Below are 17,429 nucleotides of genomic sequence, written 5' to 3' on the forward strand. Positions count from 1 at the left end.
ACACCCCATTATTAACGTCGTGGCCTTTGAAGGGGCCGCATAAAAGGAGCAAACCATGTCTAAAGTGATTGGTATTGACCTGGGTACGACAAATTCATGTGTTGCCGTAATGGACGGTGACAAACCCCGGGTTATCGAAAATGCAGAGGGTCAACGCACGACCCCATCCGTCGTCGCCTTTACGGAAGACGGCGAACGCCTCATCGGCACACCGGCGCGTCGCCAGGCGGTGACTAACCCGGAACACACTTATTACGCCATTAAGCGTCTGATTGGCCGCGCCATGTCTGACCCGGCTGTCAAGAAAGACGCCAAAATGGTCCCGTATAAAATTGTCAAAGGCAAAGGCGGCGACGCCTATGTTGAAAACCGCGACGGCAAAGCGCTCAGCCCGTCCGAAGTCTCTGCGATGATCCTGACGAAAATGAAGGAAACCGCCGAAGACTATTTGGGCTCCGGTGTGACGCAAGCCGTCATTACCGTTCCGGCTTACTTTAACGACGCCCAGCGTCAGGCTACAAAAGACGCCGGTAAAATTGCCGGTCTCGAGGTTCTGCGGATCATCAACGAGCCGACAGCGGCGGCGCTCGCTTACGGCATGGACAAAGAAGACGGCAAAACGATTGCGGTTTATGATTTGGGCGGCGGTACATTTGACGTCTCCATCCTCGAAATCGGAGACGGCGTGTTTGAAGTGAAATCTACGAATGGGGATACATTCCTCGGCGGTGAAGATTTCGATATGGCTATCGTTGAATATTTCAATGCGGAATTCAAAAAAGACACAGGCATCGATCTGTCAGGCGACAAGCTCGCCCTGCAACGTCTTCGCGAAGAAGCCGAAAAAGCCAAGAAAGAGCTGTCTTCCGCCTCTTCTTATGAAGTGAACCTGCCCTTTATTACGGCGGACTCTTCCGGCCCGAAACATTTGAATATGAAGCTGTCACGCGCCAAGCTGGAAACGCTTGTCGGCGATCTGATCAAACGCACCATTGCGCCGTGTAAAAAGGCGCTTTCCGATGCGGGCCTTAAAGCCGGCGACATTGATGATGTGGTTCTGGTCGGCGGGATGACCCGTATGCCGGCCGTTCAAAAAGCCGTGGCCGATTTCTTTGGTAAAGACCCTCATAAAGGGGTGAACCCGGACGAAGTGGTCGCCATGGGCGCCGCTATTCAGGCCGGTGTCTTGCAGGGCGACGTCAAAGACGTTCTCTTGCTTGACGTGACGCCTCTGTCTCTTGGTATCGAAACCGAAGGCGGCGTCTTTACCCGCATGATCGACCGGAACACGACAATCCCGACGAAAAAATCCCAGGTCTATTCGACAGCGGCTGACAATCAGTCCGCTGTGACGATCCGGGTCTCTCAGGGTGAACGCGAGATGGCCGCCGATAACAAATTGCTGGGTCAATTTGATCTGGTGGGTATTCCTCCGGCGCCGCGCGGCATGCCGCAAATCGAAGTCACTTTTGACATCGACGCCAACGGCATTGTGAACGTGTCCGCCAAGGATAAAGCGACCGGCAAGGAACAGCAAATCCGTATCCAGGCGAGCGGCGGTCTGTCCGAGGACGATATCGAAGCCATGGTCAAAGACGCCGAAGCGAATGCGGATGAGGATAAAGCCCGCCGCGAACTCGCCGAAGCCAAGAACCAGGCCGAAGCGCTGACGCACAAAGCCGAATCTGACGTGAAAGAGCATGGCGACAAGCTTTCTGAAGAAGACAAGCAAGCCATTGAAGACGCGATCAAGGAACTCCGCGAAGTTGCGGAAACCGATGATACAGCGCTTATCACGGACAAGATTCAGGTGCTCACCGCAGCCGTTATGAAAATGGGCGAAGCGATTTACGCTAACTCCCAGGACGAAGATGACGGCCCGGCCTCTGCGGCAGCTGACGCGGCAGACGATGACGACGAAGATGTTGTCGACGCCGAATTTGAAGACGTGGACGACGACAAGTCCTAAGCGTTTCGCAAATGTTTTTAAAATCATACCCTCTGCGTCTAGGCGCGGAGGGTTTTTTATTAGATAGATAAGTTATGATTTTGATGTCCGCACAGGCTTTCCCGCCCCGCTCCGGAGGCATTCAGACCTTGATGGACGGCTTTGCCCGGGCCGCCGCCAAGCACGAAGACGTTATCGTCTATGCGGATGGGGACCGCCGCGCCGTGGCTTATGACCGGGACGCGGACGCCCCTTACATGGTGCGCCGATTCAGTGGTTTGAAACAATGGCGCAGACGAAACAAAGCCTCTGCGATCAAACGGTTTTGTCAGGATAATCCTGTAAGCCGCCTCGTCTGTGACAGCTGGAAAAGCGCGGAGTTTCTATCCGCGGATATCGATGTCCCCGTTCTGATTTATGCCCATGGCAATGAATTTCCCAAAGATCCCAACAGCTCCAAGACGGCCCGGATTATGAGATCTCTGGAAAAGGCCGATTATATTATCGCTGTTTCGTCGCAAACGGCGCTGCGCGTCGAAGCCTATCTGCCCCATACTGGCGGTCCCGAGCCGCATGTACGCCCTAATCCGGTTTCCGAGCCGGAGCCAGTAACGGAGACGGACAAAACATTTGCAGAGAATCTGTGGCCTGCGGAGGGAACGCGTCTGCTGGCTCTCTGCCGGCTTGTAGACTGGAAAGGGATAGACACAGCGATTACGGCTTTGCGCCAACTCACACTCAAAGACATTAAAGCCCAGATGGTCATTGCCGGAACCGGACCGGATCTGGACAGGCTGAAAGAGATTGTCGAAAACGCTAATTTATCGGGACGCATTACCTTTGCCGGACGAGTCGAAGGAGGCCGAAAATCCGCCCTCTTTGACAGCGCCGACATCTATATGCAGCCCGGACGACAGGTTGGCGATCAGTGCGAAGGCTTCGGGATTACCTATATCGAAGCGGGCCTGCACCGCCTCCCCAGCATATCCGGAAACGCAGGCGGCGCGCCGGATGCCGTGCAGCACAGTAAAACCGGCCTTGTTGTGGACGGAGAAAATCTCGAGGAAGTTGTCATTGCCCTGCAAGGGCTTATTGACGAACCGGACCGTGCTTCCCACATGGGTGACGCTGCCTATGCACAAGCGCAAACACTCCTATGGGATCGCCAGATCGGAGACATTCTTGCGCTGAGCTAAATCGGGCGGCGAGAAATACTGTCCAGACGACAATCAAGGGATATAAGCCGTGGCAAAACGCGACTATTACGAAACATTAGGCGTCGCTAAAAACGCTGATGCCAAATCACTGAAATCCGCCTTTCGGAAGAAAGCGATGGAGTGTCACCCGGACCGGCATCCAGACGACCCCGAAGCCGAAGCCCGCTTTAAAGAACTGAACGAAGCGTATGGCGTGCTGTCTGATGGACAAAAACGCGCCGCTTATGACCGAATGGGTCATGCCGCCTTTCAACAGGGCGGCGGCATGGGCGGCGGCGCAGGTTTCCAGGATTTTGGCGATATTTTCAGTCAGATTTTCGGCGGCGGCGCAGCAGGCGGCGGGTTCGCCGATATGTTTGGCGGCGGACGCGGACGCCAATCTGTTCAGCGGGGGTCTGACCTTCGCTATGAAATGGAAATCTCTCTGGAAGACGCCTTTAACGGCAAGGATATAGATATTGAAATTCCGATCGCCGAGGACTGTGAGCGCTGCGACGGGGTCGGGGCAGAACCCGGCGCCTCGATTGAAACCTGCTCTACCTGCGGCGGCGCAGGCCGCGTGCGGACCCAACAGGGTTTCTTTACTATGGAGCGGCCTTGCACAACGTGCGGCGGGCAAGGCGAATATGTGTCTGACCCCTGCAAATCCTGTGACGGTCAAGGCCAGGTGCGCCAGCCAACAGCTCTGGATGTATCCATTCCGGCAGGCGTGGAAGACGGCACCCGTATCCGGCTTTCCGGCCAGGGCGACGCGGCGCCGAAACGCGGCGGCCCCGGTCAGCGCGGCGATCTTTATATCTTTGTGTCTATTAAGCCTCATAATTTATTTGAACGCGAAGGCGCGAACCTCTTTTGCCGAACGCCCGTCCCTATGACGACGGCGGCGCTTGGCGGGGAAATTGAAATCCCGACAATTGACGGCGGGCGCTCCAAACTCAAAATTCCCGAAGGTAGCCAGTCCGGCCGCCGTATGCGCCTGCGCGGAAAAGGGATGAGCACTTTACGGTCTCATCAACGCGGCGACATGTATGTCGAACTGAGCGTGGAAACCCCGTCAAAGCTGAATAAACGTCAGAGAGAGATTCTGGAGGAATTTGCAAAAGAAGGCGGGGATGAGATCAGCCCGGAGAGCAAAAACTTCTTCGATAAAGCCCGCGCTTTTTGGGACGAATTGGTAGACTAAATCTAGAAAGGGCCGCTTTTGGGCCCTCTATTTTATTCCTCCGGAAAGTCTGGTATATTCAGCCTCTAACTATCGGAGTCTGAATATGTTTAAGTCCGCTTTGTTTTCAGCTGCGCTTTGCTGCGCTGTTTCCACCGCCGCTTATGCCCAGGAGTCCGCCAAGACCGCTTCGGAAGAAGCCCCCGTAGACGAGATCATCGCCTATGGTCAGCGCGGGCAATCCGGCAATAGAGCGATGCGGGCCTTCAACGCCGGCGATTACGCCACAGCCGAAATCGAATTTGAAAATCACTTCCAGTCATTAAAGCGGTCGGAGCGGGCCGTGAAACGCGCTGCGCGGACAATGTCCAATGCCGACATCAGCGCGCAACTTTCTTCTGGCCTCTCACAGGTCAGCTCCGCTGGCGGAAGTACGGATGGAGGCTCCTCTGCCCCAACCCTCAATCTGTCTTCAACTTCCGCGTCCAATGCGGCTTCTTCTTCCAACATTCAGGCGATAACCTCGTTGAATGCTGACGGTGAAATTACGTATGAGGATTTCGGTTTTTCCCGCTATATGAGCGGCCTGTCGCAAATTCAGCTTGGAAAATTTGCCGAAGCCAAAGAAAGCTTCTCTGAATCGCTGGAGCATAATTACCGCAATTACGACGCGCGCATGCGTCTGGGATTACTGGAATTACGCGACGGCAATTATGAAGCCGCCGGAAATCACTTGAAAAAGCTGGACAAGCAAAGACGCGCTTGCGGAAACGGGTGTAAGGATCTGGAAGCGTTGAACGAGGCTACGCTCACCCTCGGAAAAGCTCTCTCGGCTTCGCCTTCCTAAACGCCGGAAAACCCTAGTGCCAAATAGAGGAACGTAGCCCCTGCTCCGGCCAGAAGGGCGTAAGGGAGCTGCGTCCTGACATGGTCAATATGATCATTGGCCGTCGCCATAGAGGTAATAATCGACGTATCAGAAGTCGGGCTGCAATGATCGCCAAAGACCCCTCCGCCGAGCGCCGCCGCCACCGCGAGGGTAACATTTGTATCCAAGCCCTGCGCAAGCGGGACCGCTATTGCGATCATGATCGCAAATGTGCCCCAACTTGTCCCCGTCGAGAACGCAATAAATCCGCTAATGATAAAAATCAGCGCCGGTACGAGTGCGGGCGAGAGGAACGGTTTGGCCTGTTCAGCGACATATATTCCGGTTCCGAGGTCCCCGCAAAGCGTTCCCAAGGCAAAGGCGAACACCATGAGCAAAGCCAAAGGCACCATGCCGGACATCCCCTTTAGAATAACATCCACCATTTCCCGAATGCCCATAATGCCTTGTGATTTATTTAAGGCCATAGAGACCAGTATCGCTCCGCAAACGGAATAGAGAACGGATTTAGACCCGGACGCCCGATTGATGATGTCGAAAAAGGCATTAGGCGCCTCCGCCAACGGAGCCCAGCCCGTAAAGATAAGAAAAACCGGCATCAGCAAGACCAGCGCCACAATCGGTATGAGCATATTTCGCGCTTTGGGAGCGGCGCCCTCTTTGGCTTCCATCATGGTAATGTCGCCCGCAATCATGGGAACGGCTCCGTCTCGAAGAATCTTGTTTTCGGTCTTGGCGCGGGTTTCCGCCTTTTTCATCTCGCCGAAATCGCGGCCTGTTAAGATGACGAGAACCAAAAGAGCTATGGCCAGCATGGGATAGAAATTGAAAGCCACGGCCCCGACCAGCATAGAAACTGGCTCCTCCACATTCTGCTCTGCCAGCAATCCCATGACATAGGCCCCCCAGGCATTGAGCGGAATCAAAATACAAGCGGGCGCGCAGGTGCTGTCCGCAATATAAGCGAGCTTTTCACGAGGGATGTTGAGCTTATCTGTGACGGGGCGATAGAGCGTGCCGACCGTAAGAGTGGAAATATTGCTCTCGACGAAAATCAGCATGCCGGTCAGAACGGCGAGAAGTTCGACCTTTTTGCGTTGGCCTTTTCCGTCGGCTTTAGCCGCCTTGGCTTGCAGCCAATTCAGGACGCGATTGACGAATCCTTCGACGCCTCCGGCGCGCTGTATCAAGGCAATCAAAGCCCCGATAAGCAGGGTGAAGATAATGATTTCGGTATTATAATTGCTCTCAAAGACGGCGACGAATCCGCCGAGCGTATCGAGCGTACCTTGCAGCGGGTTTCCGCCTGCAAGGATAAGAAAGCCGGAGGCAATCCCCAAGAGAAGCGACAGGAAAACCTGACGCGTCCAAAGCGCAAGGACAATTGCCAAGACAGGCGGCAGAAGAGAAAGAAGGCCGTAAGTTTCCATCTCTCCGCGTTAAGCTAAATTAAAGCGCCTGGGAAGGGAGGCGCGTTAATTAGATTTATCCTTCGAGCGTAAATGTCAGGCCGGCATGATCCTGCAAACGGTCAATCAATGCGACGCCCAGAGCAGGAGCCGTTGTGTAAACGCCGCCGCCTGTTTGGTCCCGTCCAACATCTTTGACCAGTGTCAGCGCGCTTTCGGAAATCATTTTAGAGGTCGAGCCATAGCCCGGATCCTTATCTCCCTTAACGCTTGCCATCATTTGATTGCCGTCTTCGGTATTGCCGATGAAAAGAATATCGTAAAAACCGTTCTCGCGCTCTTCTTTGGACGGCCCCTCACCCGGTTTCGGCGGGTTCTTTCCGAAGGTGTCCGTTTCCGCGACATGCTTTGCTGCCGCTTCGCCCTTCTCGCCCGACCCCGTCAAAATCATTTCGTCATAGGTAAAACCTTCGCCGTAGGCATGGCCCATTAAGGCGTTGGAGCGGTGAACATTTTTTGTATTTATGGAGGCCATGACAAAGGGCGCGGACCAGCTGTCGATGTCTTTTTCATGGATAGGCTTATGGCCGGTCGGTTGGGCCGGGCCCGTAAAGTTTGGCACCAAAGAAAACGGATCCTTCAACCAGTCCAGAATTTCCGGCTGTTTCTTGGCGCGTTTCATCGTTTCGGCAAAGCTTGCCGCCGTGCCGCCTGAAAATGTCCCTTTCATTTTACGGACACGTCCCCGGATTTTTGGGAGGGGTTTACCTATAGCTTCATTGGCGTGACGCTGGAGAAAATAAACGCCCATATCAAAAGGAATGGAATCAAAGCCACAGGACAGCACAACACGCGATCCGCTCTCTTTCGCCGGGGCGTCATATTTCTCAATAATATCATGCATCCAGGCGGGCTCTCCGCACAGGTCGACATAATCCGTGCCGGCCTCGACGCAGGCCTTGACCAAAGGCTCGCCGTAAAGCTGGTAAGGACCAACCGTGGTGATGACGGCTTTGGTTTGCTTGGCCATGTCCGAGAGCGTTTCCGGTTTATCGGAGTTAGCGACAATCAGGGCGACGTCTTTAGAAATGCCCATTTCATCTCGAACGGATTCAAGCTTGTCCTGTGAGCGTCCGGCCATTGCCCATTTCAGGTCATTGCCATATTCGCTGTCCAGATATTCGGCGACCAATCGTCCTGTAAATCCTGTGGCTCCATAAATGACAATTTCAAATTCTCGGTCTGACATATCTTTTCCTCTCTTATTTGCTTTTACCTTACAGGCTAAGGATAGGGCCGATAACCCAAAGTTTCCGACCCCAGGCTAGACACATATAAACGGTCGCCGCTGACTAGTCCGCCCGTTGTGAGCGGATAGGCACCCGCCGGGTCCTGCCATGTCTTTACAATCCTTCCGCCCTTATCAAGTTGCACGACAAAACCGTAATTCTCTGCCGCCGGTTTTAGAAACTCCGGAAGGCGCCAGATCACTTTGCGCATGACAGGTTTGGAGGAGAGGTCATCCAGGGGTTTGGCCCGCTTTGACACCAGACCCAAAAGATAGGTGCCGTCGGGGCCGCGATTTATATTATCGGGAAATCCGGGCAGATTATCTATGACCACGCGGCGGCGGCCTTCCGGCGATATTTCCAAAACGCGGTACTCTCCTGTCTCGATAACCCATACGGATTGTCCATCGGGGGCAATCGCTACGCCGTTTGAGAAAGAAATGCCATCGGCCACGCTTCGGGTTTCCTGCGTCGTGAGGTCGTAGACCAGAAGACGCCCCGTCCGGCCATGTTCCATAATTTCGAGTAGCGATCCGTCCATTGTCGATCCGGCGGACTGCGCGCCGAATTTTGTACTGGCGTCTGAGAAATAAATCAGTCCGGCCTCGGTGATGTCCAGATCGTCGGCGTAAAGAATGGGAGTTCCATCGACGCTATTTGTGAGACCTTTCACTTCTCCGCTCTGGTCGATCTCCAAAAGACCTTTATAAGCATCGGCCACATAAAGGCGGCCATTATAAACTTCCAGTCCCAGGGGTTTTCCGCCTGTTTCAGCAAATTCTGCCGTCCTTCCGGTGACGGGATCGAATGAGAGTATCCACCCCGTTTGGGTCGACATGTAAATTAAGCCGTCCTTTTCGACGAGGTCTTCCGGACCGTAATGACCGTCTGGCAGAGCAATCTCCGTCAATTCGGCCAAAGCGTCATTCGGAGTAAACGCGCCGATATAGCCCTCATCCGCAGGAGCGTCCCAGCTTTGCGGATTTATCGGAACCGGCCAAAGTAATAGATAAGCCAGAATGGCGATAAAGACTGCCCCGAATATAAAGACTGCCATTTTCATATATGTCCCCCGGCCAGGGCGTTCCCGGCTTTTGGGAAGGCTAGACAAAGCGGCGTCTTTAAACAAGCCAGCTTGAGAATGCCTGTCTTGTCTGTTTACGGTTGCCGCCCTGTCGGATAGGAGAGAGGCTTCACGAAATCACAAAGGATGATCATACGGTTTGGATACGCATAAAGATATTTTCAGGCTGGCACAGAAAGCGGATATTGACGCTATTCTGGAGTTTACCTCAACGGCCCGCGAGGGGCTGACCAATGTGCCCAACACCAGAGAGCGCGTCACGGCACAGGTGGAGGAATCGCTTGAGACTTTGAAGGAGAAAAAAGGCGCCAACCGTCTTTTATTTATTGTTGAGCGCGACAACGTCGTTTTAGGCATTTCCGCGATCATCATGAAGCTCGGCGGCGAAGTGCCCTTTTACAATTTCAAACGCTCCCGTCACTCCGGACGGGCGACCAATCCGAAACTCGCCATTGATTATGACACGCTGCAAATCACGACGGATTTTTATGCCTATTCCGAAGTCGCGTCTCTTTTCATGGCAAAAGCGGGCCGTGGTACCGGGCTTGCCCGGCTGCTGTCTGCCGGACGGTTTGGGTATATCCAAAACAACCGGGACAGTTTTCAGGACGGGCTCATGGCGGAAATTCTCGGCTGGACGGATGAACAGGGGGTTTCGCCGTTCTGGAAGCATTTGGCCTCCCGCTTCATTCAGATGGATTTTGACAATGCGGATAAGCTCTCGACCGTGGATAAGCGTTTCATCGTTGATCTGCTTCCGGCCCTTCCGATTATGCTCAACCTCCTGCCGCCTATCGTCTCGGACTGCACCGGACGGCCGCATGACAATTCCCGCCCGGCCATGAATATGCTCAAAAGTATTGGCTTTGAAGAAACCGATATGTGCGATGTCTTTGACGGCGGCCCGGCCGTGCGGTGCCAAACCGACAAGACCTGGATCGCAAGAACGACAACAGAAATTGAGAGCTACGGCGATGTCGACGGTCATGAAAGATGCCTTTATTCCTGCGGAACTGGAATGAATTTCCGCGCTACGGTGGGACCGGCCAATCTTGTCAAAAAAATTGGCGATGAACACACGGCCGATAAAATCCGTAATGGCACAGATCCGGTTTTTATCGCGCAAATGAAAGAACCCCAGATCGTTAGAAACGAGACAATATGAGTGTGGAATTAAATATCGACGGCCTTGTCGGGCCAACGCATAATTATGCGGGACTGAGCTTCGGCAATGTGGCCTCTGCCGGGAATAGGGGCAATGTCTCCAACCCCAAAGAAGCGGCTTTGCAGGGGCTGGAGAAAATGCGGACTCTCGTCAAAATGGGCTTACCACAAGCCGTGATGCCGCCTCATGCCCGGCCTCTAACCCACTACCTCAGAAATATCGGCTTCACCGGATCCGATAAAGCGGTTCATGAAAGCGCTTGGAAAGCCAACCCCTCTCTTGTCGCCAATCTGATGAGCGCCTCGCCTATGTGGACGGCGAATGCGGCGACAGTCTCCCCATCGGCGGATGCGGCGGACGGACAGGTTCATCTGACCACAGCCAACCTTGTCGCCATGCCGCACCGTTCTGTCGAAGCGCCGCAAACGGAACGCCTGTTGAAAGCCATCCTGCCCAAAGCGGCTGTTCATTCTGCCCTGCCCTCCAACACTGTTTTCGGGGATGAAGGCGCGGCCAATCACAACCGGATGTGCGCCAGCCACGACCAAAAAGGGCTGGAAATTTTTGTTTATGGACGGGAAGCCTTTCGCGATACACATCAAACGCGCTTTCCCGGCCGCCAGACTCTGGAAGCCTCAAAGGCTGTCGCCCGCCTACATAAATTGGATGAGGACAAAACGCTTTATCTTCGTCAGTCCGCCAAAGCGATTGATGCCGGGGCGTTTCACAATGACGTTGTCTGCGTCACCAATGGCACAGTCATGTTCTATCACAAGGACGCCTTTGACGATGTCGATGCCATGCAAAAGGCTGTTCGCGCCAAGGCAGCGCCCCTCGGTTTCGAGCCGGAATTCCTTATGGCGGATATGCCGCTCAAAGACGCTATCAGCTCCTACCTCTTTAATTCACAGCTTTTGAGCTTACCTAATGGAACCATGGTTCTGATTTTGCCCAAAGATGCGGAAGAAACCCCAACGGCCAAAGCCTTTGTTGATTATTGCCTGTCCGGAAATAATCCGATTTCCGAAGCGCATTATCTCGACCTTCGCCAGTCCATGCGCAATGGCGGCGGCCCGGCCTGCCTGCGTCTTCGCGTACAATTAACGGACGACGAACTCACGCAAGTTCATTCGCCGATGCTGATGAACGACACTAAAATTTCGGAACTGGAGGGCTGGGTCAAACGTCATTATCGTGACCGCCTCGTCAGAGACGATCTGGGTGATCCCGAGCTGATGACCGAATGCCGCGCCGCTCTGGATGAGCTGACGCAAATGCTGTCTCTCGGCGCGGTTTATGATTTCCAAATGGAAGGAGGCATCGCATGAATGCCGTCACAGATATGATTTCTCTCTCCGCCCTGAGCGAAGAGGATAAAGCCGTTCTTGAAACCGTAAAGTCCCGTCAGGACTTTATGCTGGAGCGCGTCAAAAGCTGGTCACTTATCAATACGGGTAGTTTGAACGCAGACGGGCTAAATGAATTATATCCCCTCATATTAGAGGCTCTGTCTGAACTCGACGCCAATGTAGAAGCCCTGACGACTGAACCAATCGAAGAAATAAATAATAAGGGCGAAAAAGAATATTTTCAGACCGGGCCCGTGCTTCGCGCGCAGGCGCGCCTCGACGCCCCGCTACGGGTTGTCATGACAGGTCATTACGACACGGTTTTTCCGCCCGGCACCTTCACCGAGATCAAGGATTTGGGCGAGGGAAAATTAAACGGCCCCGGCCTGGCCGACATGAAAGGCGGACTGACCGTCATGATTGACGCCATGCGCGCCTTTGAAGCCGGCCCATTTAAAGACAAGCTCGGCTATGAAATAATTCTGACGCCGGATGAAGAAACAGGGAATTTTGCTTCTTCGCCCTTCCTGCACGCCGCGGCCAAAGACGCTCATATCGGGCTGACTTTCGAACCCGCAATGGATTGCGACAGTCTGGCCGGGGCCCGGAAAGGCTCCGGTATCTGGGATATCGTTTTCCACGGCAAAGCCTCCCACGCTGGGCGCGCGCCGGAAGCCGGGCGCTCCGCTATCTGGGCCGCCGCTGATCTGTCGCTCCGTATCGAAGCCTTGAACGGGCAGCGCGAAGGCGTGACGTTCAATGTCGGTAAAATTGACGGCGGCAATGCGGTCAATATCGTCCCCGACCTCGGCATTCTTCGGCTGGGCGCCCGCGCCCCGACGCCCGATGACGCAGACTGGGCCGACAGCGCGGTCAAAGCTGCCCTGAAAGATGTGCTAGACAGCCGCGACGGCATAAAAGCCCATACGCATGGCGGGTTCTACCGCCCGCCTAAACCGCGAAACGCGGCGCAGGATCAACTCCTCTCCGACGTTCAGGCCACGGGCAAGGCTCTGGGTCTTGAGCTCCAATTCAAGGATACGGGCGGGGTATGTGAAGGCAATAATGTCTTCGCCGCCGGAACGCCGAATGTCGATACGTTGGGCGTCAGAGGCGGGCGAATTCATTCAGACGAAGAATATTTCGTTGTCGAAAGCCTCTCCGAAAGAGCGGGCCTCGCTGCGCTCCTGCTCAACCGTATCGCCGACGGGCGTATTAACGCCCCCGAAATCAAAAAATTAATGGGTCAATCATGAGTAAGACAGAAGATATTTATTCCGGCGGAAAATGGTCAGAAGGCCAAGGCGACCCCTTTGAAAGTCTTTGCCCCGCCACCGGTGAAAGCGTTTGGCAAGGCCATGCCGCGAGTGCGGATCAGGTTAATGAGGCCGTTGCCAAGGCCCGCGCCGCACAGCCGAAATGGGCCGCCGTACAGCGAGAAGCACGTATTCGCATTTTGGAAAAATATGCGGACGCGCTTAAATCTAAAGCCGAAGACATCGCTTACGCCATCTCCCGCGATATGGGTAAACCTCTCTGGGAAGCTCGCACAGAAGTCGGCGCTATGGCGGGAAAAGTCGGCCATTCTATCCGCGCTCAAGCTGAACGCGCCGGTGACAAATCTGACGGGGGACTGAGTCTGACACACCGCCCGCATGGGGTGATGGCGGTCTTTGGGCCTTTTAACTTCCCCGGTCATTTGCCGAATGGCCATATTATTCCGGCGCTTCTTGCCGGGAACGCCTGTGTCTTCAAGCCGTCCGAGCTTACCCCCTCTGTCGCTGCGTTGATGGTCGCCGCTTTTGAAGAAGCAGGTCTGCCAAAAGGCTGCTTGAATGTGGTTCAGGGCGGACGCGAGACAGGTCAGGCCCTTCTCAACGCCGATATCAATGGCCTATTATTTACAGGGTCTGCTACCACCGGAACGGCATTTCACAAACATTTCGCCGGACGACCAAATATTATTCTGGCGCTAGAGATGGGCGGCAATAATCCCCTGATCGTCTGGGACGGAGACGTTCAGGCCGCGGCCGATATTGCCTTTTTCAGCGCCTATATCACGGCGGGTCAGCGATGCACTTGCGCGCGGCGGCTCATCCTCCCGGAAGGAAAGTTCGGGAATCAGGTGATTAGCGCGCTTAAAACGCGTATCGGCCAAACGACTATCGGGAAATGGGACGAAGAGGTCTTTATGGGACCCGTGGCGTCCAAACGCTCTGCCCAAATGGCCGAAGAGTTTGAGGCCGAATTAATTAAATCGGGCGGAGACCCTATCGTGCCGGTGAAAACGGATGGCGCTTTTGTTCATCCGGCCCTGATCGATATGTCGGGCGCTTCAAATGTTGCCGATGAAGAGCTGTTTGGTCCGCTCCTGCAGGTTTACCGCGCAAAGGATTTCGACGCGGCGATCCAGAAAGCCAATGATACAAGATTTGGATTATCCGGCGGATTGGTGAGCGAAAACGCGGACCTTTGGGAACAGGCCAGCCTTCAGATGAAAGCCGGTATTCTGAATTGGAACAAGCCGACGACCGGCGCGGCGTCGTCCCTGCCGTTCGGCGGTCCGGGTCTGTCAGGAAATTTCCGTCCCGGCGCCTATTACGCGGCGGATTACTGCGCCTGGCCTCAGGCCGGGCAAGTCGCCAAAACGCCAAGCTCTCCGCCTATGGTCGGAATTAAATAAGGCGAGGGTGATATTATGGAATATTTACACACTATGGTGCGCGTCAAGGATCTGGACGCGAGCCTGAAATTCTACCGCGATGCATTGGGCCTCGTCGAGACGCGCCGGTTCGACGTCGAAGCCGGAAAATTTACGCTTGTCTATCTGGCGGCGCCGGGAAATGTCGAAGCGGCACATAAAGATAAATCGCCCGAACTGGAGCTGACCTATAACTGGCCGGGCGAAGACGGTAAGCAAGAAACGTATTCCGGCGGGCGTAATTTTGGTCATCTCGCTTATCGCGTCGATGATATCTACGCCGCTTGTGAACGCCTGCAAGAACACGGCGTGACAATTAACCGTCCGCCGCGCGATGGTCATATGGCTTTTGTTCGGTCCCCTGACAACATTTCAATAGAGCTTTTGCAAAAAGGCGCGAGCCTGAAACCCCAAGAGCCATGGTCGAAAATGGAAAACACTGGAGAGTGGTAGGCCTGGCTTAAGAGGCTATTAAGCCTCTCTTTTAAACCGGATTTAATCGCTTTCTGTAAAAAGCCTCCCAACTGACTTTGGATAGAAAGCTTTGGGACGGACGCGGTGAATTTCTCTGCAAGAGACAGACTAAGACTTCTTGGCGGCGCAAGCGCGTTGATGCTGTCTGCCTGTGGAGGAGGCGGGGGCGGCGCCGCGCCTGTTGCCGTGGCCCCTCCACCGCCTCCTCCTCCTCCACCGCCGCCTCCACCGCCGCCGCCGGCCGGAAGCGGGGAGTTGTCAGAGGGATTTCTTCGAAATAAATTCAGGAATAACTTTGAGATCGGGACAGCCCTTTCCAGCCTTCAAATTAATCGGGGGGACATGTCTTCGGATTTAGCCATGTCACAGTTCAACAGCGTGACCCCTGAATATCAGATGAAGCCGGACATCCTTGCGCCAAGCGAAGGTGTTTATGAGTTTGACGGGGCCGATCGGGTGATTGATTGGGCACTCGAAAACAATATGAGCGTCAGGGGTCATGCCCTGCTCTGGCATGAAGCCACGCCGGATTATTTCCTTCAGGGCTCTAGAGACGACATTCGCGCCCGTTTGGAAGACTATATCAATACGGTTGTCACTCATTTTAAAGACCGCGTAAAAGTCTGGGATGTAACCAATGAAGTTATCTCGACTGATATATATAATGGAAATAATGGCGTCGGGCCTGACAGGCGGACCAATTGGTTCAATGCGGTTGGTAACGGGGACTATCTCGACTGGGCCTTTCTCGCCGCCCGCGCCTCAGATCCGTCCGCGCAGCTCTTTCTGAGTGATTATAATACCGAAGACTCCATTAAACGGGGATATATGGTCGAGATTCTCCGGCGATTCCGGGATCGCAACATCCCGATTGACGGGGTGGGTCACCAATTCCACCTTCGGCTGAACACGTCACCCGAAGACGCAATCTCCGCGATTGAAGTAGTTGATAATGAATTTGGCGGATTAATTAATCATATCACAGAGCTGGATGTGAGTTTTTATCAGGACCCCGGAACCTGCTATGAAACCGGAACGAATTGTCAGCCCGATTTGGGACCGAACCCGCCGGCGGACCTATTGGCAGATCAAGCGCGTTTGCTCAGAAACATCTTTGACCGCCTGGTCACGAAACCCAGCGTGGAATCCGTAACGTTCTGGGGCGTGCGGGACGGAGATAGTTGGTTGAATAGCAATCCCGCCGAGAGGTTTAATTACCCGCTTCTTTTTGACAGGGACGGCGAACCAAAACCCGCTTTCCACGCCATCACCGATCCGGCTTACGAAATTTGAAGTCTTCAATTAGCGGCGAATATATTTATTCCGCCGCTTTATAGATCACGCCGCCCTTCATAACAAAGTCAACGTCCTCGAGTTCGCTCACATCCGCGATGGGATCGCCGTCAACGGCAATTATGTCGGCATATTTTCCCGCCTCCAGCGACCCTGACATATCCTCAACGCCGAACAATTTGGCGTTATTAATTGTTGCGGCCTGAAGCGCCTGCATCGGGGTCAGACCCCATTTCACCATATATTTCATCTGGCGGCCATTATCGCCATGGGGATAGACTCCGGCGTCCGTGCCGAAAGCGATATTTGCGCCCGCCTCAACGGCGGCTTGAAACCGCTCGCGTTGTTTCTTGCCGACAGTGCGTTCCTTGGCGAGGCTCTCTTCCAATATGCCCGCTTCTTCGCCTTCGGAGAGAATATAGTCGGAGACATAAATATCCATGGAGAGATAGGTCCCGCGCTTCTTGGCTTCGGCAATACCCTCATCTGAAATAAAGCTCGCATGTTCAACCGAATCCACTCCGGCGCGGATGGCCGTATTGATGCCGTCTTCCCCATGGGCGTGAACCGCCACTTTAAGGCCAAGCAGATGCGCTTCATCGACGATGGCTTTCATTTCCTCAAACGAAAATTGCTGCGCGCCGATTTTCGTGCCTTTGGACAGGACGCCGCCCGTGCCGCAGAACTTTATGACCTTGGCGCCGTATTTATTATTCTCGCGCACCTTGGCGCGCACTGCCCAAGGACCATCGGCGACGCCGCCGCTGGTTTTCTGGTCTTCGTATGGCAAAAGATTATTGTCGCAATGCCCGCCCGTAATTCCGATCGACCGCCCCGCGGGAATCATGCGCGGGCCGGTGATGACGCCCTCGTCAATCGCGTTCATTAAATCAATATCGGCAAATCCCGGCGCGCCGACATTTCGAACCGTGGTAAACCCGGCCATGAGAGTTTTTCTTGCATTCACCGTGCCGTAAATCGCGGCGCTGGGTGTCGACTCCGACAGGCTTTTATACCCATGCAAGTTCGAATTGCCGATAAGGTGGACATGGCTATCCATAAGTCCTGGAAGAACGGTATAGTCGGAGAGATCAATACGATTTACGCCATCGGGTAACGTCATTCCCTCAATCTCTGATTTGGCTCCAATAGCCGCAATTTTTCCGTTTTCGACCAGAATCATTTGATTTTCCAGCACACGGCCTGAAACCGTATCCACCAAATTTCCGGCCTCAATTAAGGTCGCTTCCGGTTCAGAAGAGGCTTTGGCGGGTTCATCGGCAAAAGCCAAGGAGCCAATAAGCATGGCCGCCCCGTAGACCGTCAGAAAATATTTGATGCGCATGGTCACGTCCTTCTATTTTCTGCCTTGATAGGGCGGACATAGAGCAGACGCAAAGAAAAGCCCCTCTCAAGGGAAATAATTTTGAATACGTCTAATCATCAGAG

General features: G+C 54.2%; 14 protein-coding genes. 10 read left to right on the plus strand and 4 right to left on the minus strand.

Features of this window, described 5'->3' with window-relative positions:
- Positions 1–55 precede the first annotated feature (55 nt).
- From dnaK to ACN0IC_RS12645, 4 genes are all read left to right on the plus strand, one after another.
- Positions 56–1,969, plus strand: a complete 1,914-nt coding sequence (gene dnaK / locus ACN0IC_RS12630) for a molecular chaperone DnaK (RefSeq protein ID WP_416879143.1) — start codon at positions 56–58, stop codon at positions 1,967–1,969.
- Positions 1,970–2,043: 74 nt separating this feature from the next.
- Positions 2,044–3,144, plus strand: a complete 1,101-nt coding sequence (locus ACN0IC_RS12635) for a glycosyltransferase family 4 protein (RefSeq protein ID WP_416879144.1) — start codon at positions 2,044–2,046, stop codon at positions 3,142–3,144.
- A gap of 49 nt (positions 3,145–3,193) precedes the next feature.
- On the plus strand, positions 3,194–4,348 hold the full coding sequence (gene dnaJ / locus ACN0IC_RS12640) for a molecular chaperone DnaJ (protein WP_416879145.1): 1,155 nt from the start codon (positions 3,194–3,196) through the stop codon (positions 4,346–4,348).
- A gap of 85 nt (positions 4,349–4,433) precedes the next feature.
- Positions 4,434–5,174 carry a tetratricopeptide repeat protein gene (locus ACN0IC_RS12645; protein ID WP_416879146.1) on the plus strand — a complete coding sequence of 247 codons (741 nt, stop codon included), beginning with the start codon at positions 4,434–4,436 and terminating at the stop codon, positions 5,172–5,174.
- On the opposite strand, the gene ACN0IC_RS12650 is transcribed toward ACN0IC_RS12645, so the two are convergent.
- From ACN0IC_RS12650 to ACN0IC_RS12660, 3 genes are read right to left on the minus strand one after another with little or no spacing between them, the layout of a single operon-like run.
- Positions 5,171–6,646 (minus strand): Na+/H+ antiporter NhaC family protein, encoded by a 1,476-nt coding sequence (locus ACN0IC_RS12650; protein ID WP_416879147.1) that lies wholly within the window; start codon positions 6,644–6,646, stop codon positions 5,171–5,173. The two genes, ACN0IC_RS12645 and ACN0IC_RS12650, sit on opposite strands and share 4 nt — an antisense overlap.
- Before the next feature lie 55 nt (positions 6,647–6,701).
- Positions 6,702–7,874, minus strand: a complete 1,173-nt coding sequence (locus ACN0IC_RS12655; RefSeq protein ID WP_416879148.1) for a saccharopine dehydrogenase family protein — start codon at positions 7,872–7,874, stop codon at positions 6,702–6,704.
- Positions 7,875–7,909: 35 nt separating this feature from the next.
- Positions 7,910–8,977: an SMP-30/gluconolactonase/LRE family protein gene (locus ACN0IC_RS12660; RefSeq protein ID WP_416879149.1), complete on the minus strand. Its 1,068-nt coding sequence runs from the start codon at positions 8,975–8,977 to the stop codon at positions 7,910–7,912.
- A gap of 160 nt (positions 8,978–9,137) precedes the next feature.
- Between ACN0IC_RS12660 and ACN0IC_RS12665 the strand changes: the two genes are divergently transcribed.
- The 6 genes from ACN0IC_RS12665 (at position 9,138) to ACN0IC_RS12690 (ending at position 15,980) form a co-directional block, all read left to right on the plus strand.
- On the plus strand, positions 9,138–10,163 hold the full coding sequence (locus ACN0IC_RS12665; protein WP_416879150.1) for an arginine N-succinyltransferase: 1,026 nt from the start codon (positions 9,138–9,140) through the stop codon (positions 10,161–10,163).
- Complete coding sequence (astB, locus tag ACN0IC_RS12670) at positions 10,160–11,491, plus strand: N-succinylarginine dihydrolase (protein ID WP_416879151.1); 1,332 nt, start codon at positions 10,160–10,162, stop codon at positions 11,489–11,491. The genes ACN0IC_RS12665 and astB overlap by 4 nt, the downstream gene beginning before the upstream one ends.
- The gene (locus ACN0IC_RS12675; protein ID WP_416879152.1) at positions 11,488–12,768 is read left to right on the plus strand and encodes a hydrolase; all 1,281 of its coding nucleotides are present in this window, start codon (positions 11,488–11,490) and stop codon (positions 12,766–12,768) included. Before astB ends, ACN0IC_RS12675 begins: the two co-directional genes overlap by 4 nt.
- Positions 12,765–14,195: a succinylglutamate-semialdehyde dehydrogenase gene (astD, locus tag ACN0IC_RS12680; protein ID WP_416879153.1), complete on the plus strand. Its 1,431-nt coding sequence runs from the start codon at positions 12,765–12,767 to the stop codon at positions 14,193–14,195. The genes ACN0IC_RS12675 and astD overlap by 4 nt, the downstream gene beginning before the upstream one ends.
- Before the next feature lie 15 nt (positions 14,196–14,210).
- A complete protein-coding gene (gene gloA / locus ACN0IC_RS12685) occupies positions 14,211–14,666 on the plus strand; it encodes a lactoylglutathione lyase (RefSeq protein ID WP_416879154.1) in 456 nt (151 codons plus the stop codon).
- Between the two features lie 105 nt (positions 14,667–14,771).
- Positions 14,772–15,980: an endo-1,4-beta-xylanase gene (locus ACN0IC_RS12690; RefSeq protein ID WP_416879155.1), complete on the plus strand. Its 1,209-nt coding sequence runs from the start codon at positions 14,772–14,774 to the stop codon at positions 15,978–15,980.
- Positions 15,981–16,005: 25 nt separating this feature from the next.
- Here the strand turns inward: ACN0IC_RS12690 and ACN0IC_RS12695 are convergent, their stop codons facing one another.
- On the minus strand, positions 16,006–17,325 hold the full coding sequence (locus ACN0IC_RS12695; protein ID WP_416879156.1) for an amidohydrolase family protein: 1,320 nt from the start codon (positions 17,323–17,325) through the stop codon (positions 16,006–16,008).
- Positions 17,326–17,429 lie beyond the last annotated feature (104 nt).

The sequence above is a fragment of the Litorimonas sp. genome (assembly GCA_029936425.1).
GTDB lineage: Bacteria > Pseudomonadota > Alphaproteobacteria > Caulobacterales > Maricaulaceae > Litorimonas.